General features: G+C 72.1%; 14 protein-coding genes. 8 read left to right on the top strand and 6 right to left on the bottom strand.

What is annotated here, in order from left to right; genetic code table 11:
* Positions 1–9: 9 nt before the first annotated feature.
* From ABD223_RS19630 to ABD223_RS19610, 5 genes are all read right to left on the bottom strand, one after another.
* Positions 10–1,194 carry an acyl-CoA dehydrogenase family protein gene (locus ABD223_RS19630; RefSeq protein ID WP_344037751.1) on the bottom strand — a complete coding sequence of 395 codons (1,185 nt, stop codon included), beginning with the start codon at positions 1,192–1,194 and terminating at the stop codon, positions 10–12.
* Positions 1,195–1,335: 141 nt separating this feature from the next.
* Positions 1,336–2,463: an acyl-CoA dehydrogenase family protein gene (locus ABD223_RS19625; RefSeq protein WP_344037750.1), complete on the bottom strand. Its 1,128-nt coding sequence runs from the start codon at positions 2,461–2,463 to the stop codon at positions 1,336–1,338.
* Positions 2,464–2,649: 186 nt separating this feature from the next.
* A complete protein-coding gene (locus ABD223_RS19620; RefSeq protein WP_344037749.1) occupies positions 2,650–3,426 on the bottom strand; it encodes an SDR family NAD(P)-dependent oxidoreductase in 777 nt (258 codons plus the stop codon).
* Positions 3,427–3,607: 181 nt separating this feature from the next.
* Positions 3,608–4,207 (bottom strand): pyridoxamine 5'-phosphate oxidase family protein, encoded by a 600-nt coding sequence (locus tag ABD223_RS19615; RefSeq protein ID WP_344037748.1) that lies wholly within the window; start codon positions 4,205–4,207, stop codon positions 3,608–3,610.
* A 397-nt stretch (positions 4,208–4,604) separates the two neighbouring features.
* Positions 4,605–5,189: an IniB N-terminal domain-containing protein gene (locus ABD223_RS19610; RefSeq protein ID WP_344037747.1), complete on the bottom strand. Its 585-nt coding sequence runs from the start codon at positions 5,187–5,189 to the stop codon at positions 4,605–4,607.
* A 228-nt stretch (positions 5,190–5,417) separates the two neighbouring features.
* On the opposite strand from ABD223_RS19610, the gene ABD223_RS19605 reads away from it, so the two are divergent.
* From ABD223_RS19605 to ABD223_RS19595, 3 genes are all read left to right on the top strand, one after another.
* Positions 5,418–6,743 carry a M20/M25/M40 family metallo-hydrolase gene (locus ABD223_RS19605; RefSeq protein ID WP_344037746.1) on the top strand — a complete coding sequence of 442 codons (1,326 nt, stop codon included), beginning with the start codon at positions 5,418–5,420 and terminating at the stop codon, positions 6,741–6,743.
* Between the two features lie 28 nt (positions 6,744–6,771).
* Positions 6,772–7,884 carry a DNA glycosylase AlkZ-like family protein gene (locus ABD223_RS19600; RefSeq protein ID WP_344037745.1) on the top strand — a complete coding sequence of 371 codons (1,113 nt, stop codon included), beginning with the start codon at positions 6,772–6,774 and terminating at the stop codon, positions 7,882–7,884.
* Positions 7,885–8,121: 237 nt separating this feature from the next.
* Positions 8,122–9,246 carry a S1 family peptidase gene (locus ABD223_RS19595; protein ID WP_344037744.1) on the top strand — a complete coding sequence of 375 codons (1,125 nt, stop codon included), beginning with the start codon at positions 8,122–8,124 and terminating at the stop codon, positions 9,244–9,246.
* Positions 9,247–9,306: 60 nt separating this feature from the next.
* Here ABD223_RS19595 and ABD223_RS19590 read toward each other — a convergent pair whose 3' ends face one another.
* A complete protein-coding gene (locus ABD223_RS19590) occupies positions 9,307–12,129 on the bottom strand; it encodes an NACHT domain-containing protein (RefSeq protein WP_344037743.1) in 2,823 nt (940 codons plus the stop codon).
* 175 nt (positions 12,130–12,304) lie between these two features.
* Here ABD223_RS19590 and ABD223_RS19585 point away from each other — a divergent pair, with 175 nt between their 5' ends.
* Genes ABD223_RS19585 through ABD223_RS19565 form a run of 5 tightly spaced genes read left to right on the top strand, consistent with a single transcriptional unit; the run spans position 12,305 to position 20,379 of the window.
* The gene (locus ABD223_RS19585; protein WP_344037742.1) at positions 12,305–13,582 is read left to right on the top strand and encodes an ABC transporter substrate-binding protein; all 1,278 of its coding nucleotides are present in this window, start codon (positions 12,305–12,307) and stop codon (positions 13,580–13,582) included.
* Complete coding sequence (locus tag ABD223_RS19580; RefSeq protein WP_344037741.1) at positions 13,579–14,484, top strand: carbohydrate ABC transporter permease; 906 nt, start codon at positions 13,579–13,581, stop codon at positions 14,482–14,484. The genes ABD223_RS19585 and ABD223_RS19580 overlap by 4 nt, the downstream gene beginning before the upstream one ends.
* Complete coding sequence (locus ABD223_RS19575; RefSeq protein WP_344037740.1) at positions 14,481–15,293, top strand: carbohydrate ABC transporter permease; 813 nt, start codon at positions 14,481–14,483, stop codon at positions 15,291–15,293. The genes ABD223_RS19580 and ABD223_RS19575 overlap by 4 nt, the downstream gene beginning before the upstream one ends.
* Positions 15,290–17,587, top strand: coding sequence for an alpha-xylosidase (gene yicI / locus ABD223_RS19570; RefSeq protein ID WP_344037739.1), 2,298 nt, complete (start codon positions 15,290–15,292; stop codon positions 17,585–17,587). Before ABD223_RS19575 ends, yicI begins: the two co-directional genes overlap by 4 nt.
* On the top strand, positions 17,584–20,379 hold the full coding sequence (locus tag ABD223_RS19565) for a beta-galactosidase (RefSeq protein WP_344037738.1): 2,796 nt from the start codon (positions 17,584–17,586) through the stop codon (positions 20,377–20,379). The genes yicI and ABD223_RS19565 overlap by 4 nt, the downstream gene beginning before the upstream one ends.

Raw genomic sequence — 20,379 nt, 5'->3', positions numbered from 1 at the left:
CGCGGCAGGTCACAGGTAATAGGTGTTCGGGTCCACGCCGCACAGGATCCGGCCGTAGGTCTCGGCGTTGACGTCGGGGTTCATCATCGCGTGCAGGCTCAGGGTGTGCAGGTCGTTGACGAACCGCTGGATCGGCACCTTGGTGTAGGCCGAGGAACCGCCGCCGGCCTGGGCGAAGATGCCCGCGGCCTCTCCGGCCAGCCGCACGGTCGCACCCTCGTCCGCGCGGCTGCGACCGCGCTCCACCAGGCTCCAGGCCTCACCGGAAGCGCACTTGGCGTCCACCGTGTCGGCCAGCCGCCGCGCGTGGAACTCGGCCTCGTCGATCTTCATCGCCGCGTCGGCGATCCGCAGGTGGGTCACCGGCGCCTCGGCCTGGCTCGGGTAGTTGGTGTAGGTGAGCGCACGGCCGGGCAGCCGCTCGAAGAAGAGGTCCCGGATCGCCTTGGCCATGCCGGTGGCGACGCCGACGGTGGACGCCGCGCCCACGGAGATGAACGGGGCCCGGTACATCGGCGAGTCGGCGTTCAGGTCCGACGACGACCGGCTGTCGACCACCGCCGGCGCCGGGAGGACGCGCTCCCGCGGGATGAACAGGTCCTTCGCGGTCGTGGCGACGCTGCCGGTGCCGCGGAAGCCGCTGGTGTGCCAGTCGTCGGTGATCTCCAGGTCGGACATCGGGACCGGGCTCATCACGGGGTACGGTTCGCCGTCCGGGTCGAGGAAGATCGCGCCGATCTGCTGGTACCGGCTGCTCAGGGCGCCGCTGATGCACGGCCAGGACCCGTTCACCAGGATGCCGCCGTCGACCGGGACCGCCGTCGCGCTCCCCGGCCCGATCGTGGTGCAGACCTGGACGTCGGGGTCCGCGAACACGTCGTCCTGGACCTCGTCCGGGAACAGGCCGATGCCCCAGCCGGCTATCCAGGAGCAGGACACCACCCACGCCGCGGAGCCGTCGACCTGGGCGATCAGGTCGGCGACCTCGACCATGGTCCGGGCGTCGCTCTCGTAGCCGCCGTAACGCCGTGGAGCCCTCATCCGGAAGACGCCCGCGTCGGTCAGGGCCTTGACCGACCCCTCGTGCAGCCGGCGGTGCTCGTGGGCCCACTCGGCGTTGGCCCGGAGCACGGGCACGATGCCGGACACCCGCTCGACCAGCTCTTCCCGGGACGGGACGACCGCAGTTGACATGCCATCTCCTCATTCGGCTTGGCCGCAATTCACTACCAGGATTTCCGGGGAAATCGGACGGTGCTTCTCGCGAGTTGCCCGAGGCGCCGATTTCACCGTTCTCGGAACACCACGGATGTGTGCCGCGGAGCAGGGCGGGCGCTACAGGAAATCCGTGTTGGGCGCCAAGCCGAGCAGGACCCGCCCCAGGGTCTCCAGGTTGGTGTGGGGGTACATGATCGCGTGGTGGTGGAGGGCGCCGATGTCCCGCTGGATCCGCTGCAACGGCACGTGGGAATAGATCGACGAGGCGCCGGCGGCGTTGGCGAGGATGTCCACCGCCTGCTTGGCCCGCCCGACGGCCGCACCCGCGTCCATGCGCGCGACGGCCTTCTCCTCGTTGGTCCACGGCTCGCCGGAAGCGGACTTGGCGTCGAGGCGCTCGACCATGCGGTACACGTGGAACTCGGCCTCGTGGATCAGCTGGACGGCTTCACCCAGCTGGAGGTGCGTGACCGGCGCCTCGCTCTGGCGCTCGTAGTGGGTGTAGGTGATGCCCCGGTTCGGCACCAGCTCCAGGTAGTTCTCCAACGCGGCGCGGGCCATGCCCAGCGCCGGCGCGGCGGCCACCGTGATCGCCATCTGCATGAACGGGACGTGCCACGCCTGGTACTCGGCGTTGAGCTTCGTCTCCAGCTTGCCCTCGACCGCCATCGGGAGCATCCGCACCAGCCAGCCCTCGGGGACGAAGAGGTCCTTCGCGACGGAGGTCTGGCTGCCCGTGCCCCGGAGGCCCGAGGTGTGCCAGTCGTCGATGAACGTCAGCTTCGACACCGGGACGACGGCGAGTGCCGGCTCGGCCGTGCCGTCCGGGTGCCGCAACATCGCGAAGTGGGCGTCCCACGTGGCGTGCGGGGAACCGGTGTTGAAGTGCCACCTGCCGTTCAGGACGTAGCCGCCGTCGGTCGGCTCGGCGATCCCGTTCAGCTCGACGGACCCGCAGAACCGGACGTCCGGATCGGCCCAGATCGCGTCCTGCGCCTCGTCCGGCACCAGCGAGGACAACCACGAGGCCATCGTGAACGAGACGCAGGACCACCCGACGGAGCCGTCGGCGCGGGCCAGTTCGGCGACCACGTCGACCACGGTGCGCATGTCCGGCACGCTGCCGCCGTAGCGCGCCGGGATCCGCATCTTCAGCAGACCCGACCCGGTCAACGCGTCCAGGACCTCGGGGTGCAGTTCCCGGTGTTCCTCGTGCCACGCGACGTGCTTCCGGATCGGTTCCACCAGTTCCGTCGCCCGGCGAACGAGGTCAGGCCTCGGTTGGGACTTGATCAAGGTCATTCCGCACTGCTCCTCGATGCGATGGCGGATGCAGAAGAAGACTTTCCCGGTACGTTAGCGGGAGCGTGCAGAGCGCAGATCTCCGAAATTGCCCCGTGTCGAAGCGCCAATGCGCCGTTAGACCGGTGGTTACCGGGTGAAGTCCGCGTACATCGCCGCGAGGTGGCGTTCGAGCGCCTTGGTCGAACCGTTGTGCCAGTCGTTCGCGAGGTTCTGCGAGGCGGGGTCCGGGAAGATGTCCTCGACGCCCTTCTCGATTCCCTCGAAGATGTGGTGCGCCACCGATTCGGGAGAGGCTTTCTCGGCGACGTCGAATTTCACACCCGCGCCTGTTCCCGCACCCCCGCGACGGGTGAACACGGCGTCGAACTCCGCGCCCATGTCCGTGTCCACGGGTCCGGAGAAGATCGCGTGGACGCTCACCCCGCGGGACGCCAGGATCGACCGCAGGGACTGGGTCAGCGCCAGCGCGGCGGCCTTGGAGATCGCGTACGACGCGAGGAGCGGGAACGGGGCGATGGCGTTCACCGACGTGTTCGTGGCGACGGCGCCCCCGGACGCGATCAACTTCGGGAGGAACGCCCGGGTCACGTTGTGCACGCCGTGGAAGTTGACGGCGAGCACCCGGTCGAGCAGGACCGGGTCGCCCAGGTCGTCGACCGCGAAGACGCCGGCGTTGTTGATCAGCACGTCGAGGGAGTCGACCTGGTCGACGGCCGCCCGGACGTGCCGGGCGTCGGTCACGTCCAGGGTCACCGGCGTGACCCGCTCGTCGGGGTGGACCAGAGGTGTGCGCGTGCCCGCGTAAACCCGCTTCGCACCCCGCTTCAGGGCCTCCTCGACCAGCGCCTTGCCGATGCCGCGGTTGGCCCCGGTGACCAGGACCGCCTTGCCCGTGGTGCTCACGCTGCCTCCTGCTCCGCTGTCCCTCACCTGGCCGTCCCCCACGCGCCGGCGGTGAGGTCGTCGGGATGGCCGGCTCCGATGAGGCCGGGGACGTCGGTCGGCGTCGTCACCGGCCCGGTGCTCGAACCCCGGACCGGTGACGACGCGGGTGGTCGCGGTCGGCTCGACCGGCCACCGCGCTTCAGGCGGAGTCGACCCGTCCCGTCGACGCGTCGATCCGGTCGGCTCCGAAAGCGGCGACGTTGACCTCGGACGGCGGTGGGAATCGCGTGACGAAGTCGACCACCACGAGGTGGGTCGGCACGATCGTGACCAGTGCCATGCCGCTGGTCTCCGCGCGCCGGACGCGCGCCCACTCCTCCCACTTCGCGTCGTCGCCGATCATGCGCCGGGAGGCGTCGAGGTGCTCCTGGGGCACCCCCGGCGTCATCTCGACCGTGGCGACCCCGCGCCCGTGCACGGCGATCGGCGCGAAGTCGAAGGCCTCCGGCGGCGGACCGATCAGCTCCGTCACCTCGGCGCGCGTCTCGCGCCCCGGGCGCCCGGCGCCGACGTCGAGGGTGAAAGCCACCCGCGGGTTCGCGCCGATCGCCTTGACCTTGTAGGCCAGGTTCGGGGTGGCGAAGACGAACGCCTCCCCGTTCCAGACGTGGTTGACCGGCACCGAACGGGGAAAACCGTCCAGCCCCAAATAGGCGAGCCGCATCGGGTTCGGTCCCGCCATGAGCGCTCGTATCACCGGATCGGTGTTGACCATGTCGACGATCTCGTGGTGTTCCACGGGCTTGACCCTCCTGTGCGGGATCGACAGCGACGTGCGCCCACGGTGGTCCGGAGGAGTGGTGGAAGTGGGCGACCGGGTGGCGGAGGAAGCGCGGTGCGCGTTCGGTGCGGGCATTTCCCCGTCGACCGGAATTCCGGGGGATCCGGGATCCGCGTCAGGCGCCGCGGTCGCGTTCGCACGCGTTCGGCACCATGGCGCATGGCTCTCCCTCCGGAACCCACCGGCTGTTTCCGCGAGTCCTCAAGGCACCTTGCCACGGCCGGCGCACGCCACCTTCTTCGGACGTGCTCGCGTCGCGCGTCCACCCGCACCGCACCACGAAGTCGGCCCGGTCGACGAGGGCGTCGACCGGGCCGAGGTCCGCGGGAGGGTGTCCGCGGGAGGGTGTTCCGCGTCAGAAGTCGATGACGTTGTCGCTGAGGACGTTGCCCAGGTCGACGTCGCCCAGGTCGTTGGCGATGTCGGTGACCTTGCCGATGTTGGCCACGTCCTCGACGCCGGTCAGGTCGCCGATGCCGGTGGTGATGTCGCCCACCTCGCCGATGCCCGAGGTGATGTTGCCGATGTCGCCGGTCTGGGCGATGTCGTGCAGGTCGACCGCGTTGTGGCCGACGTTGGCGACGGTGGTGGTGAGGTCGTCGGTCAGGATGTCGGTGACGTTGATGTTGTCGTTGACCAGGTCGGTGACGTTGGCCTGGGTGGCGAGCTCCTGCACGGTGGTGAGCACGTCGGCGTCGAGGCCGTCCGCCAGGTCGGCGCCCAGGCCCAGGTCGTCGATCGCGTCGGCGCCGAGGCCGAGGTCGGGGGACGCGACCTGGTCCAGCACCAGCGGCAGGACCTCTTCGACGTCGACGGGGCTCAGGTCGCCCAGGCCGGCGGCGTTGAGGACGCCCTGGGGGTCGCTCTGGAAAGCGGTCCGGCTCGCCTCGTTGTTCAGCAGGTCGAGGGCGAAGTCCTGAAGGGTGTGGGCGGGGTACATCTGTGTGCTCCCGAGCGTTGGTTTCGGCTGGCTCGGCCAACGTTAGGTTCGGGGGCTGCCTCACCACATCGGGTGCTAACCCCGTTGTTGATGTTACTCATTGGGGGGTTTCGATTGCTCTGAGTTAGGGGATTGGGGGGTTGAGGGCTGGGATCCCTCAATCGGGGTCACTCCGGTGGGGTGGAGGTGTTGCCGGGATGGGTCCGCTGGTGGTGGTAGGAAGACCTGGTGAGTAACGAGGCAGACGGGCTGCGGCTCGCGCAGGACGAGGTCGTGTCGCTGGCCAGCGAGCTGATCAGGATCGACACCACCAACACCGGGGACGCCGCCACCCTGGTGGGTGAACGGGCCGCCGCCGAGTGGGTGGCGGAGAAGCTCTCCGAGGTCGGGTACGAGACGACCTACGTCGAGTCGGGGGCCAAGGGGCGCGGCAACGTCATCGCGCGGCTCCAGGGCGCCGATCCGAGTCGGGGGGCGTTGCTGGTGCACGGTCACCTCGACGTGGTGCCCGCGGACGCCTCCGAGTGGTCCGTGCACCCGTTCTCCGGCGCGGTCGAGGACGGGTACGTGTGGGGGCGCGGCGCGGTCGACATGAAGGACATGTGCGCGATGGCGCTGGCCGTGGCGCGGCGGTTCAAGCGCGACGGCGTCGTGCCGCCCCGGGACATCGTGTTCGCGTTCCTCGCCGACGAGGAGGCGGGCGGTATCTGGGGCGCCAAGTGGCTCGTGGACAACCGGCCCGAGCTGTTCGAGGGCGTCACGGAGGCCATCAGCGAGGTCGGCGGGTTCTCGATCACGTTGAAGGACGACGTGCGGGCCTACCTGGTGGAGACCGCGGAGAAGGGCATCCGCTGGCTCAAGCTGCGGGTCCGGGGCACCGCGGGCCACGGGTCGATGATCCACCACGACAACGCCGTGGCGAAGCTGGCCGCCGCCGTCACCAAGCTCGGGCAGCACCGGTTCCCGGTCGTGCTCACGCCCTCGGTGCGGGAGTTCCTGGCCGGCGTGTCGGAGATCACCGGGTTGGAGTTCCCCGAGGACGACGTCGAGGGCGCCATCGGCAAGCTGGGCGGCCTGTCGCGGATGATCGGGGCCACGCTGCGCGACACCGCCAACCCGACGATGCTGTCCGCCGGGTACAAGGCGAACGTGATCCCGTCGGTGGCCGAGGCCACGGTGGACTGCCGCATCCTGCCCGGCCGCGAGGAGGCGTTCGACCGGGAGCTGGCCGAGCTGCTCGGGCCCGAGGTGGAGCGCGAGTGGCTGGGGCTGCCGCCCGTGGAGACGACGTTCGACGGGGCGTTGGTGGACGCGATGGTGGCGTCGATCTCGGCCGAGGACCCGGGCGCGAAGGTGCTGCCCTACATGCTCTCCGGCGGCACGGACGCCAAGTCGTTCCAGCAGCTGGGGATCCGCAACTTCGGGTTCGCGCCGTTGAAGCTGCCCGCCGACCTGGACTTCTCCGCCCTGTTCCACGGGGTGGACGAGCGGGTGCCGGTGGACGCGCTGCGGTTCGGCGTGCGCGTGCTGGACCGGTTCCTGCGCGACTGCTGACGGCCGCCGGCACGAAGGGGGAGGGCGTGTGACGATCACCTGGGACCAGGTCCGTGCCTGGCGGCTGCGGCGTCAGTTCCTGGAACCGCGGACCGACGCGCCCGGCGCGGAGGTCGTCAGCCGGCTGTGCGGCGCGCAGGCCCAGGTGAAGTCGTCGGCGGCGCTGACCGCGCTGCTGCGCCAGGCGGAGCCGAGGCCCGAGGACGTCGAGGGCGGCCTCGCCGACGGGGTGCTGCTCAAGACCTGGGCGATGCGCGGCACCCTGCACCTGCTCAAGGGCGACGAGGCCGGCGACTTCCTGTCGCTCGCCGCGTCCGCCCGCACGTGGCACTCGCCGCCCTGGCAGCGCGAGTTCGGCGCGACCCCGGCCGAGGTCGAGGCGCTCGTGGACGCGGTGTCGTCGGCGCTCGACGGCCGGGTGCTCACCCGTGACGAGCTGGTCGCCGCCGTCGCGGCGGACGCGGGCCTGGCCAAGCTGGAGGCGCGGCTGCGGTCCGGCTGGGGCGCGCTGCTCAAGCCCCTCGCGTGGCAGGGCGCGCTCTGCCACGGCCCGAGCCGGGGCGCCAAGGTCACCTTCGCCCGGCCGGGCGACCTGGCGCCCGGCTGGCGGGGCGTCCCCGACCCGGACGAGGCCGCGCCCCGCGCGATCGCGGCGTACCTCGGCGCCCACGGCCCGGCGACCCCGGACGCGTTCAACGCCTGGCTGATGCGGGGCGCGCTCCGGAAGACGCCGCTGCGCCGGTGGTTCGCCGACATGGGTGACCGGTTGACCAAGGTCGACGTCGAGGGGGAGGAGGCCTTCGCCCTGTCCGAGCACGTCGACGAGCTGGCCACCGCGGAGCCGAGCAGGTCGGTGCGGCTGCTCGGCGCCTTCGACCAGTACGTGCTGGGGCCGGGCACGAACGACCCGCGGGTCCTCGCGCCCGAGCACCGCGCGAGGGTGAGCCGGGCGGCGGGCTGGATCGCGCCGGTCGTGGTGGTCGGCGGCCGGGTCACGGGCGTGTGGGAGCAGGTCGACGACGCGGTGGTCGTGTCGATGTTCCCGGGCGCCCGGAAGCCCTCGATGAGCGCGTTGCGGGCGGAGGCCGGGCACCTCGCGAAGGCGCGCGGCACCGACGTGCCCGAGGTCCGGGTGTCGTAGCCGCCCGGTCGTCCACGGGGGAGTGCGCGGTCCCCGCCCGGTGGTCCGGGCGGGAGCGCGCGGCCCGGCCCGGTGCCCGGTATCGGCCCGGTCGCGCCGCGGGGATTGACTGGGGGCCGTCGGGTTGGCATGGTCTGAACCAGTTTGGTGAGAGCGCTCTCAAAGCTGTTCGGGGCGCGTGGCTCATCCCTGTTCGCCGCGCGCCCTCCCCTGTGGACGAGGAGGAATGGCGTGCTCATGACAACGTTGACGAGGGTGGGCGCGGTGGCCGCCCTGCTGGTGAGCGGCCTGGCGGTCGCGACGCCCGCGCAGGCCGAGCCGCTGTCCCCGGGCCTGGTGACCTCGATGCGGGAGGCGTTCGGCCTGACCGAGCAGCAGGCCCGCGCCAGGATCGCCCGGGAGGCGACCGCGACCCGGCTGGTCCCGGACGCGCGGCGGGCCGCCGGGAACGCGTTCGGCGGCAGCTGGTTCGACGCGGACGCGGGCGTGCTGGTCGTCGGCGTCACGGACGAGGCCGCCGCGCGGCGCGTGCGCGCCACCGGGGCCGAGGCCGAGGTCGTCGAGCGCACGGCCGCCGAGCTGGACCGGGTGAAGGACCGGGTGGACGCGCTGTCGAAGGCCGGGAAGGCCCCGGCCGCGGTGGCCAGTTGGCACCCGGACCCGCGCAGCGGCGCGGTGGTGGTCAACGTCGAGGCCGGGACGCAGACGCGCGAGGTGGCCCGGTTCCTGGCCGAGGCCGCCGCGCTGGGCCCGATCCGGGTCAACACCGAGGGCGTCACGCGGCCGGTGCCGTTCGCGGCGGGCACGGTCGGCGGCGACCCGTACTACACGGGCAACGTGCGGTGCTCCATCGGGTTCTCGGTGCACGGCGGGTACGTCACGGCCGGGCACTGCGGCGGCACGGGCGCCCAGGTCTACGGCTGGGACCGGTCGTGGCAGGGCCAGTTCGCGGGCTCCTCGTTCCCCGGCAACGACTACGCCTGGGTGCGCACGGGCGGCGGCTGGTGGAACGCGCCGGTCGTGCTCGGCTGGGGCACGGTCAGCGACGCCCTGGTGCGCGGCTCGTGGGAGGCCCCGGTGGGGACGTCGGTGTGCCGCTCGGGCTCCACGACGCGCTGGCACTGCGGCGTCGTCCAGTCCCGCAACGAGACGATCAACTACGCGCAGGGCGCCGTGCACCAGATGACCGGCACGAGCGTGTGCGCGGAGGGCGGCGACTCGGGCGGCTCGTTCATCACCGGCGACCAGGCGCAGGGCGTCACGTCCGGCGGCTACGGCAACTGCTCGTCGGGCGGCCGGACCTGGTTCCAGCCGATCAACGAGATCCTGTCCACCTACGGGTTGAGCCTGCTCACGGCCTGATCCCGGCGCGGTGGGTCCGTCACCGGAGCCGGTGGCGGACCCGCCGCCCCGACGGTCGCGTCACCGGGCGCGGTCGGGCAGGACGCTGACCTTCCCCTGCGTCCAGGAGATCAGGAAGTCCCGGGTCCGCCACGGGACCTCGCCGACGTCCATGAAGTGCATGAGCTTGGAGTGGGGCGCACCGGCGGCCCGCGCCACGGCCAGGCGCTCGACCACCGGCAGGGCGGGCAGGCGCAGGTCCGGCACGCCGGAGGCGCGCATCTCCGCGTACGGCAGGAACACCAGCGCCGGCACGTCGGCGGGCAGCGTGCCGTACGACGAGCCGGCGATGCCGTGGCCGTGCCGGTACGCGGCCGTGGCGAAATCGCGTTCGCGGGACGCGTGCCAGCGCGCCGGGTCGACCCACGGCCGGGGCGCGTCCACCAGCGCCTCGCACAGGTCCGGGAGGTCCATCGGCTTCCCCGCCGCGTGCAGGTCGCCCAGGCGGACGGCGAACGCGCGCAGCGACCCGGTGAGCACGGCGTCGGCGAGGTAGAGGACGTGCGGACCGAACTTCCTCACCAGCCACGCCGGGTCGGCGTTGCCCGCGATGCCCCACCAGGGCTTGCGCTTGCGCCACCTGACCAGCGCCGACCGGTGCCGGTCGCACAGCTGCGCCTGGACCTCGGCCCACGCGCGCACGCGGCGCGGGTCCGCGCCGACGAGGTGCCGTTCGAGGCAGGACAGCAGCAGCCACGCCGATTCGTTGCCGTCGCGCAGCTCCGAGTCCAGCGCCGCGGCGACGCCCTGGCGCAACGCCTCCAGGTTGCCGGGGGCGCTCTGGTGCATGAGGGTGTGCAGCGCGTCGTCGCGGGCGCGCATGTCCTCGAACGTGCGGTCACCGACCCAGCAGTGGAACCGGTCCTCCACGCTGCCGGCCACGGCCGAGCGCACGGCCACCGCGGCGATGTCGTGGATCACGTCGTACGCCGGCTGGGTGTAGCCGAGGGCCCGGGAGGCGAACCCGCGCAACCACGCGGCTTCCTCCTCCTTCGCCGTGCCCGAGGCGAGCACCAGCCGCAGCACCTCCTCCACGCCGCCGTCGACGTTCCGGTCGAACAGCTGGAGCACGACCTGGGCCACGACGTCCCACTCGCCGGCCAGCACGCGCGGCCGCAGCGCCGACCACAGGCGCTCCGCGCCCGGGTTGTTGCGCACCAGGTGCTCCGCGGCGAAGTACTCCAGGAACGTCCGGTGCGTGAAGCCGTAGCGCGGCTCGGTCCTCGTGGCGCCGACGTCGGTGAGGATCCAGGCCCTGCCGGTGCAGAACTCCAGGAACCGCTCGGCGGTGTCGACCGCCTCGTCCTCGTCGAACTTCATCGCCACCAGGCGTTCGACCAGCAGCCGGACCATCCGGTGCCGGGGCAGGGCCTTGCCCGACTCCTCGCTGAACAGCTTCCAGGCCAGGTACTGCACGGCGCCGCGCAGCCTGCCCTGGAACTGCATGGGCACCGCGATGCCGCGCATCGAGTCCCACCGGTCGAACAGCATCACCGCGCAGCGCTCGTAGACCTGGGCGAGGTTGCTCGGGATGTAGTGCTCGCTGGAGTACATCGCGCACAGCAGGGTCAGCAGCAGCGGGTTGGCCCGCAGCTCGGCGACCTGCCCGCTCTCCCGGAGGAACGACGCCGCCGTGGAAGTGCGCTCGCCCGCCGCGGTGGCCGTGTCCAGCGCGAACCACCGGTGGGCGTACTCCTGGACCTGGTGGACCGACATGGGGGACACCACGCCGACGGTGAACATGTGCCGGTCCAGCGGCGCGTCGGTGTAGCCGATCCGCCGCGCGGTGACGATGACCGGCACCTCCGGGTACCGGCTCGCGAAGCCGTCCACGAGCTGGACGACGTTGCGCCGCAGCTCCGGGCTGACCAGTTCGTCGAGGCCGTCGAGCAGGACCACCGCCCGCCCGGCGTGCAGCAGGTACTCGACGGCGTGGGGTGGTGCGGGCAGGTTGTAGGGATCGGCGCAGACCTGCTCCAGGTGGTGCGCCAGGCCGCGGCCGCCCCGGCGGAAGGCGGTGGTGAAGTTGCGCAGGACCACGAGGAACGGCACCCGCCCCTCGGCGCCGGGCACCCGGTCGGAGGCGATGTCGTGAGCCAGCTTGGCGACCAGGGTGGACTTGCCCGCGCCGGGGTCGCCCAGCACCACCGACCGCCGCCCCGGTAACACGAGTTCGTCGAGCAGCGGGGCTTTCGAGCTCTCCTGCTCCGGGCGGAGCACCGGGGCCACGTACAGCTGGTCGTAGGGGACCGAGCGGTTCTGCCCCAGGTGCGGCAGGCGCATGTGGCGGTGCCCGGACACGACCTGCGCCCGCAGCCGATCCGCGAACTCGTGGATCCTCGTCAACCCGCCCACGAGGTGCAACAGGCGCGAGTCGGCGGCCGCGGCGGCGGTCCGGTGCGCGGTCGCGGCCGCCGAGGCGGCGTCGAGCCCGGTGCGGCCGTGGTGCTCCGCGCACCAGTCGGCGCCGACGACAACGGCGTCGAACACCACGTCGGTGGCCGTGAGCAGGAGGTCCGGGCGCAACCCGGCCCACCGGCGCAGCCCCCGGCGGAGTTCCTCGCGGATCGACGCGGGCAGCTCGTCGGCCGGCTGCTTCGTCGTGCAGCCGACGACGTAGCGGAGCACGGTCTGCTCGAACGCCGGTGACCGCAGGTAGCCGTCGAGCCCGGCGACCTCCTCGCCGCTGAGCTCGGCCACCAGGTCGTCCGCGACCGCGACCGGCGCCAGCGTGCGCGCGTCCCGGCGCAGCGCCTGGTGCAGCCGGCGCGTCCTGGCCATGCCGAACAGCTTCTCGCCGGCCTGGGCGACAGCGCGGCCGACGGTCACCTCGATCCCTGCCACCGCCCCATCATCCCGCACCCGGTCATGAACCGGTGCGGCAGCCGGGAAGCATCGTCCGCCGAAGCTTTCACCCGGCTGGCCTGTTGTTTTCCCCTCGTGCGACCCCTACCGTGCGAAGTCGAAGCGCTTCGATGACGAGGGGGCTCGGCGGCGTCCCCGCGGCGGAGGGGACCTCATGCGCGCAAAACTCCTGGTCGTCCTGGTGGCGGCCCTGACGGTGGCGGCGGGGTGCGGTGGCTCCGACGACGCCGGCGACCCCGACACGCTGACGCTGTGGCACTACGAGGGGCCCGACAGCGCGATGGGCATCGCCTGGGCCGAGGCGATCAAGCGGTTCGAGGCGTCCCACCCCGGCGTGACGGTCGAGTTCGAGGAGAAGGGCTTCGAGCAGGTCCAGAAGACCGCGCCGATGGTCCTCAACTCCTCCGACGCCCCCGACCTCATGGAGTACAACAAGGGCAACGCCACCACCGGCCTGCTGTCCAAGCAGGGCCTGCTGACCGACCTGAGCGACGAGGTCGCCGAACGCGGCTGGGACCGCGCGGTGGGAACCGGCGCCGACGTCACCTCCCGCTACGACGAGCGCGGCGTCATGGGCTCGGGCAAGTGGTACGGCGTCCCCAACTACGCCGAGTACGTGGTGGTCTACTACAACAAGACCATGTTCGACCAGCGTGGGCTGGCCGCGCCCACCACGCTGGAGGAGCTGACCGCCGCGATGGCGCGGTTCGCCGCCGAGGGGGTCACGCCGCTGGCCGTCGGCGGCGCCGAGTACCCCGCCGCCCAGCTGCTCTACCAGCTCGCGCTGACCAGGGCCGACCGCGACTGGGTCGACCGGTTCCAGCGCTACACCGGGAAGGTGGACTTCCACGACCGCACCTGGTCGCACGCCGTGGAGACCTTCGCCGCGTGGCTGCGCGAGGGCTACCTCGACGAGGAGTCCGCGGGCCTCAAGGCCGAGGACATGGGCCTGTCGTTCACGCAGGGCAGGCACCCGATCATGATCAGCGGAAGCTGGTGGTACGGCCGGCTGCGCTCCCAGATCAAGGACTTCGAGTGGGCCACCGCGCCGTGGCCCGGCATGACCGCCGGGTCCGGCGGCAACCTGTGGGTCGTGCCGGCGGGCGCGAAGAACAAGGAACTGGCCTACGACTTCATCGAGATCACCCTGTCGCAGCCCGTCCAGGACCTGCTGCGCGACTCCGGCGGCGTCGCGCTCGCCCCCGGCGACGCGCCGGCGGCCGACCCCGGGGTGGCCGCCCTCAACGAGGGCTTCCGCGCGCTCAGCGCCGACGACCGGTTGGCGTTCTACCCGGACTGGCCGGTGCCCGGCTTCTACGACGCGCAGGTCACCGCGGTGCAGAAGCTCATCACCGGCGAGGTCCAGCCGCACGACGTGCTCACCGAGCTGGCCGACTACTACGAGGAGAACCTGGCGGGCGTCGGCGGATGAGCCCGGTTGCCGCCGCGGTCCGCGACCGCGGGTCCTACCTGCTGTTCCTGCTGCCCGGGGCCCTGCTGCTGCTCGCGGTGGTCCTCGTGCCGTTCGGCATGAACGTCGGCATCAGCCTCACCGAGTGGTCCGGCGCGGGCGACCCGGTGTGGGTCGGCGCCGAGAACTACCGGCGGCTGCTGTCCGACGGGGTGTTCTGGGCGTCGTTCCGGCACAACGTCGGCCTGGTCGTGGCCATGGCGATCCTGCCGACCCTGGCCGGGCTGCTCATCGCCGCGGTCCTGTTCGATCACGTCGCCAGGCACTTCGGCCCGCGTGCGGCGAGCGTGCTGCGGGCGTGCGTCTACCTGCCGCAGGTGCTGCCCATCGCGGTCGCCGGGATCGTGTGGAGCTGGGTGCTGGCGCCGCGCGACGGCGCGCTCAACGAGGTGCTGCGCGCGGTCGGCCTGGAGTCGTTGGCGCGCAACTGGTTGGGCGACCCGGACCTGGCGCTGTGGACGGTCATGGGCGTGCTGCTGTGGATCCAGGTCGGCTACCCCGTGGTGGTGTTCATGGCCGGGATGCGGCGGATCGACCCGTCGCTGCACGAGGCGGCCGAGCTGGACGGCGCCTCCTGGTGGCGCCGGTTCCGGCACGTCACCGTGCCGCAGCTGCGCCCCGAGATCTTCGTCGTGCTGCTGACCTGCACCATCGCCGCGCTCAAGGTGTTCGCCCCGATCTACGTGCTGACCAGGGGAGGGCCCGGCGGCGCGACCAACGTCCCGTCGTACTACTCGTTCCAGAACTTCTTCGAGAAGACCAGGGTCGGCTACGGCGCGGCGATCGCCACCGTGCTGACGGTGCTCGTGCTGGTCCTCACGGCGGTGTTCCTGCGCGTGCAGCAGCGGGGCGAGGACCGGTGAGGCGGCACGCGGTGCTGTGGTCGGTGGTCCTGCTGGCCGCGGTGATGCTCGTGCCGTTCGCGCTCGTGGCGCTCAACGCGGTCAAGACGCCCGAGGACTACGCCGCCGGCGGTCCGCTCGGCCTGCCCGGCGAGGTCTCCCTGGACGGCGTCATCGCCTTCTGGGAGCGCGTCGACTTCGGCGAGAAGCTGCTCAACAGCGTGGTGATCAGCGGGTCGGTGGCGGTGCTCGCGGTCGTCGTGTCGGTGTGCAACGCCTACGCGCTGGGCATCGGCCGGGTGCGCGGCAGGCTGTGGATCCTGGTGGTGTTCCTGATCGCCAACACGCTGCCGCAGGAAGCCCTGGTCTACCCGCTGTACTTCCTGACCAACGAGATCGGGCTCTACGACACCAAGACGGCCGTGGTCGTCGTGTTCACCGTGATCCAGGCGTCCTTCGGCACCTACCTGCTCACCTCGACGCTGGGCGGGTTCCCCCGCGAGCTGCTGGAGGCGGCGCGCCTCGACGGCGCGAACAAGTGGCAGGTCCTGCTGCGGGTCGTGGTGCCGGTCAGCAGGCCGACGCTGGGGGTGCTGTTCGTGTTCTTCTTCATCTGGACCTGGAACGAGTTCTTCCTGCCGCTGGTGCTGCTGATCTCCAACGAGAACCAGACCGTGCCGGTGGCGCTGGGCGTGCTCCAGGGCCAGCGGATGATGGACGCCACCACGACCAGCGCCTCCGCGCTGCTGGGCGTCGTGCCGGCCATCGCGTTCTTCCTCCTCTTCCAACGCGCGTTGACCCGCGGCATCACGGCAGGAGCGGTCAATTGAAGTTCACCGACGGGTACTGGCTGCTGCGTCCGGGCGTCGAGGGCGCCTACCCGGTCCAGGTGCACGACGTCACCGCGGGCGACGGCGAGGTGGTCGTGCACGCGCCCACCCAGCCCGTCCGGCACCGCGGCGACACGCTCAAGGGACCGCTGGTCACCGTGGGCCTGACCGCGCCCGCGCCGGACGTGGTCGGCGTGTCCATCACGCACTTCGCGGGCGGCGCGGACGGGGGACCGGCGTTCGAGGTGGCGACCGACCCCGCGCACGAGGCCAAGGTCGTCGACGACGACGCCGGCGTGGAGCTGACCTCCGGCGCGCTGTCGGTGCGGGTGCTGCGCGGCGAGGAGTGGCGGGTGGACTTCACCGCCGCCGGGCGCACCCTGACCAGCAGCCGTGCCAAGGGCATCGGCCTCATGACCGCCGAGGGCCGCCACCACGTGCGCGAGCAGCTGGTCCTGGGCGTCGGCGACGTGGTCTACGGGCTCGGCGAGCGGTTCGGGCCGCTGGTGCGCAACGGGCAGGCGGTGGACGTCTGGAACGCCGACGGCGGCACCAGCAGCGAGCAGGCCTACAAGAACGTGCCGTTCTTCCTCACCAACGCCGGGTACGGGGTGTTCGTCAACCACCCGGGCCGGGTGTCGTTCGAGGTCGGCTCGGAGGCGGTGTCCCGGGTCCAGTTCAGCGTCGAGGGGCAGTCGCTGGAGTACTTCCTGATCTACGGCCCCACGCCGAAGGACGTCCTGCGCAAGTACACGGCGCTCACCGGCCGGCCCGCGCTGCCGCCCGCGTGGTCCTACGGCCTGTGGCTGTCCACCTCGTTCACCACCTCCTACGACGAGGAGACGGTGTCGGGGTTCATCGACGGCATGGCGGAGCGCGACCTGCCGCTGAGCGTGTTCCACTTCGACTGCTTCTGGATGCGCGAGTACCACTGGTGCGACTTCGAGTGGGACCCGCGCACGTTCCCCGACCCGGTCGGCATGCTGGAGCGGCTGCACGACAAGGGCCTGAAGGTCTCGCTGTGGATCAACCCCTACATCGCGCAGCGCTCGCCGCTGTTCGCCGAGGGCGTCGCGGGCGGCTACCTGCTGCGCAGGCCCGACGGCGGGGTGTGGCAGTGGGACCTGTGGCAGCCCGGCATGGCGCTGGTGGACTTCACCAACCCCGCCGCCCGCGCCTGGTACGCGGCCAAGCTGGACGCCCTGCTCGCCCAGGGGGTGGACTGCTTCAAGACCGACTTCGGCGAGCGCGTCCCCACCGACGTGGTCTACCACGACGGCTCCGACCCGGAGCGGATGCACAACTACTACACCTACCTCTACAACCGGACCGTGTTCGAGGTGCTGCGCAAGCGGCGCGGTGACGACGAGGCCGTGGTGTTCGCCCGCTCGGCCACGGTCGGCTCGCAGCAGTTCCCGGTGCACTGGGGCGGCGATTGCGAGGCGACCTACGAGTCGATGGCGGAGAGCCTGCGCGGCGGCCTGTCGCTCGGCCTGTCCGGGTTCGGGTTCTGGAGCCACGACATCGGGGGCTTCGAGGGCACCCCGTCGGCGCCGCTGTTCAAGCGGTGGACCGCGTTCGGCCTGCTGTCCTCGCACAGCAGGTTGCACGGCAGCGGCTCCTACCGGGTGCCGTGGCTGTTCGACGAGGAGGCCGTCGAGGTGCTGCGCCGGTTCACCAGGCTGAAGCTGAGCCTGATGCCGTACCTGGACCGGGCCGCCCGGCAGGCCGCGAACGAGGGCGTGCCGGTGATGCGGGCGATGGCCCTGGAGTTCCCCGACGACCCCGGCTGCGCCCACCTGGAGCGGCAGTACATGCTCGGTGACGCGCTGCTGGTCGCGCCGGTGTTCTCCGACGACGGCGACGTGTCCTACTACGTGCCCGGGGGCACGTGGACGCACCTGCTCACCGGGCAGGTCGTGGAGGGTCCGCGCTGGGTGCGGGAGCGCTGCGACTTCCTGACCGTGCCGCTGCTGGTGCGCCCGGACACCGTGCTGCCGGTGGGCGCCGTCGAGGACCGGCCCGACTACGACTACGCCGAGGGCGTCACGCTGCGGGCCTACGGGCTGGCCGACGGCAGGCACACGACGGTGGTCGGCGGCGCGACCTTCCGGGTGGTCAAGCGCGGCGACCGGATGTGGGTCGAGGTGGAGGGCGCGCCGGCGCGGTGGCGGCTGCTGCTGGTCGGCGCGCGGTCGGTGGACCTCGTCGGCGGCGGGACGGCGCACCCGCACCCGGACGGGGTGCTGGTCGACGCCGGGGGCAGCGCGGTGACCGTGGAGGGGATCCGATGAGGGCGCTGGGGGTCGTGGTCGTGCTGCTGGCCTCGCTGCTCTCGCCCGCTGCCTCGCCGGCGACCGCCTCGGGCGGCCACGAGGTGACCTACGACCGGCACTCGCTGTCCGTGGACGGCGAGCGGGTCGTGCTGTGGTCGGGGGAGTTCCACTACTTCCGGCTGCCCAGCCCTCGGCTGTGGCGGGACGTGCTGGAGAAGATCCGCGCCGCCGGCTTCAACGGCGTGTCCCTGTACTTCCACTGGGGCTACCACTCGCCCGCGCCGGGCTCCTACGACTTCACCGGCGTGCGGGACGTGGACCGGCTGCTGAGGATCGCCGACGAACTGGGCCTGTACGTGGTGGCCCGGCCGGGGCCGTACATCAACGCCGAGACCAGCGGCGGCGGGTTCCCGGCGTGGCTGAAGGACCTGGACGGCCGGGCGCGTTCCAGCGATCCCGACTACACCGCCGCCTACCGGGACTGGCTGGGGCGCCTCAACCCGATCATCGCCCGCCACCAGGTCACCCGCGGCGGCCCGGTGATCGCCTACAACGTGGAGAACGAGTACGCGGTCAACGTCGACACCGCCTACATGCAGGACCTCCAGGACCAGGCCAGGGCGGCCGGCATCGACGTGCCGATCGTGCACAACAACTGCTGCGACGGCGACCTGGCCAACTGGTCCTCCGGACCGGGCGCGGTGCAGATCCCGGGCGTGGACGACTACCCGGTCGGCTTCGACTGCCGCGCGCCCGACGCGTGGGGGCAGGGCGCGGGCGTGACCCGCAGGCTGCGCGACGACGGGCCGGTCTACGCCGCGGAGTACCAGGCCGGCGCGATCGACCTGCACGACGCCGGGTACGACGCGTGCCGCGACCTGACCGGGCCGGACTTCATGAAGGTGTTCTACAAGTCGAACGTGATCGAGAGCGGCGCGACCATGTTCGGCTACTACATGGCCTACGGCGGCACGTCCTGGGGCTGGCTGCCGCAGCCCAACGACGTCTACACCTCGTACGACTACGGCGCGGCGATCACCGAGTCCCGGCAGCTCACGCCGAAGTACGACGAGTTCAAGCGCCAGGGCTACTTCACGACCACGGTCGCGCCGCTGGCGAAGACCGACCCGGCGCCCGCGCCCGTGCCCGCCGACCCGGCGGTGTTCACGCGGGCCCGGTCCAACCCGGACACCGGCACGCAGTTCGTCCTGGTCCGCCACCCCGACCGGCGCACGACCGCCGACGTGGCCACCGAACTGGACTGGTCGACGCCGGACGGCCGCTACCGGGTGCCCGTGCGGGTGAACGGGCGGGACGCCAAGGTGCTGGTGGCGGGCTACGACCTGGGCGGCCAGCGCCTGGTGTGGTCGAACTCCGAGATCCTCACCCACGTCGAGGTGTCCGGTCGCGACGTGGCCGTGCTCTACGGCCGGGACGGCGAGCAGGGCTCCACGGTGCTGCGCTACGCCTCGGAGCCGACCGTGCGGGTGCTCGACGGCGCGGTGCGCGCCTCCTACTCGGGCGGCGACCTGAGGCTGGACTACACCCACTCCGGCCTGGCCCGCGTGCTGGTCTCCGGCGCCGGCCGGCCGCCGCTGCTGCTCCTGCTGGGCACCGACGAGACCGCCGCGCGGTTCTGGCGGCTGGACACCGGGCGGGGACCGGTGCTGGTCCGCGGCACCTCCCTGGCCCGGTCCGCGGCGGTGGTCGGCGACCGACTGGTGCTGCGCGCCGACACCGACCGGGCGGACGAGGTGGAGGTGTTCGCCCCGGTCGGCCGGCTCAGCGTCGGCGGGCGGACCGTGCACGTGCGCCGCACGGCCAGCGGGTCGCTGCTGGGCTCGCTGCCCGGACCCGAGCCCGTGCGCCTGCCCGAGCTGACCGACTGGCGGCACCGCGCCGAGCCGCCGGGCGCGGGCGGGTCCGGCTGGGTCACGGCCGACCGGACGACCACCGCGAGCCCGATCAAGCCCAAGACCCTGCCCGTGCTCTACTCCGACGACTACGGCTTCCACCAGGGCAACACCTGGTACCGGGGCCGGTTCACCGCCACCGGGACCGAGCGGGTGGTCTCGGTCAACGCGATCACCGGCAGGCGCGGCCAGTACCTGGTGTGGCTCAACGGCCGGTACCTCGGCTCCGCCGCCGGCGGCACGGAGTCCGACGCGGAACCGGTGAACCCCGATCCCGGGCGCGGCGACTTCGCGGTGCCGGAGGGGCTGCTCACCGCCGGGCGGCAGGCGACGCTGACGGTCCTGGTGGGCAACATGGGCCACAACGACGACTGGACCGCCGACGACGTCCGCCACAAGCAGCCCCGCGGCCTGTTCGGCGTGGTGGTGCAGGGCTCGGGCGCGCCGATCTCGTGGGAGGTCCGCGGCTCGCGCCCGAACGACGGCGAACGCGGCCCGATGAACACCGGCGGCCTGCTCGGCGAGCGCGAGGGCTGGCACCTGCCCGGTGGCGGCCGGGGCTGGTCCGCGCCGCCGGCCGTGGCGGAACCCGGGGTGTCCTGGTACCGCACCGAGTTCCGGCTGGACCTGCCGCGCGGGCACGACGTGTCGGTGGGCCTGCGGTTCGAGGGCGAGCCCCCGCGCGACCACCGGGTGCTGATCTTCGTCAACGGCTGGAACATGGGCCAGTACCTGGGCGGGCTGAGCCCCCAGCGCGATTTCGTGCTCCCCGAGGGGGTGCTGGCCGAGCACAACACGCTCACCTTCGCCGTGATCGCCACCGAACAGCTGAGGGGCGGTCCCGGACCGGTGCGCCTGGTGACCCTGGGCAACCACCGGACCGGTGCGGACCGCTGA

Origin of the sequence: Saccharothrix xinjiangensis, assembly GCF_039527585.1 — a bacterium.
Taxonomy (GTDB): Bacteria; Actinomycetota; Actinomycetes; order Mycobacteriales; family Pseudonocardiaceae; genus Actinosynnema; species Actinosynnema xinjiangensis.
Note: the sequence above shows the minus strand (reverse complement) of the source record. Positions and strands in the feature narration are given on the sequence as shown.

Excerpts from the sequence above, each read along its gene's own strand:
- ABD223_RS19610 (WP_344037747.1), bottom strand. The coding sequence starts at position 5,189 with ATGTACCCCGCCCACACCCTTCAGGACTTCGCCCTCGACCTGCTGAAC.
- ABD223_RS19630 (WP_344037751.1), bottom strand. The coding sequence starts at position 1,194 with ATGTCAACTGCGGTCGTCCCGTCCCGGGAAGAGCTGGTCGAGCGGGTG.
- ABD223_RS19595 (WP_344037744.1), top strand. The coding sequence starts at position 8,122 with ATGACAACGTTGACGAGGGTGGGCGCGGTGGCCGCCCTGCTGGTGAGC.
- ABD223_RS19585 (WP_344037742.1), top strand. The coding sequence starts at position 12,305 with ATGCGCGCAAAACTCCTGGTCGTCCTGGTGGCGGCCCTGACGGTGGCG.
- ABD223_RS19565 (WP_344037738.1), top strand. The coding sequence starts at position 17,584 with ATGAGGGCGCTGGGGGTCGTGGTCGTGCTGCTGGCCTCGCTGCTCTCG.
- ABD223_RS19580 (WP_344037741.1), top strand. The coding sequence starts at position 13,579 with ATGAGCCCGGTTGCCGCCGCGGTCCGCGACCGCGGGTCCTACCTGCTG.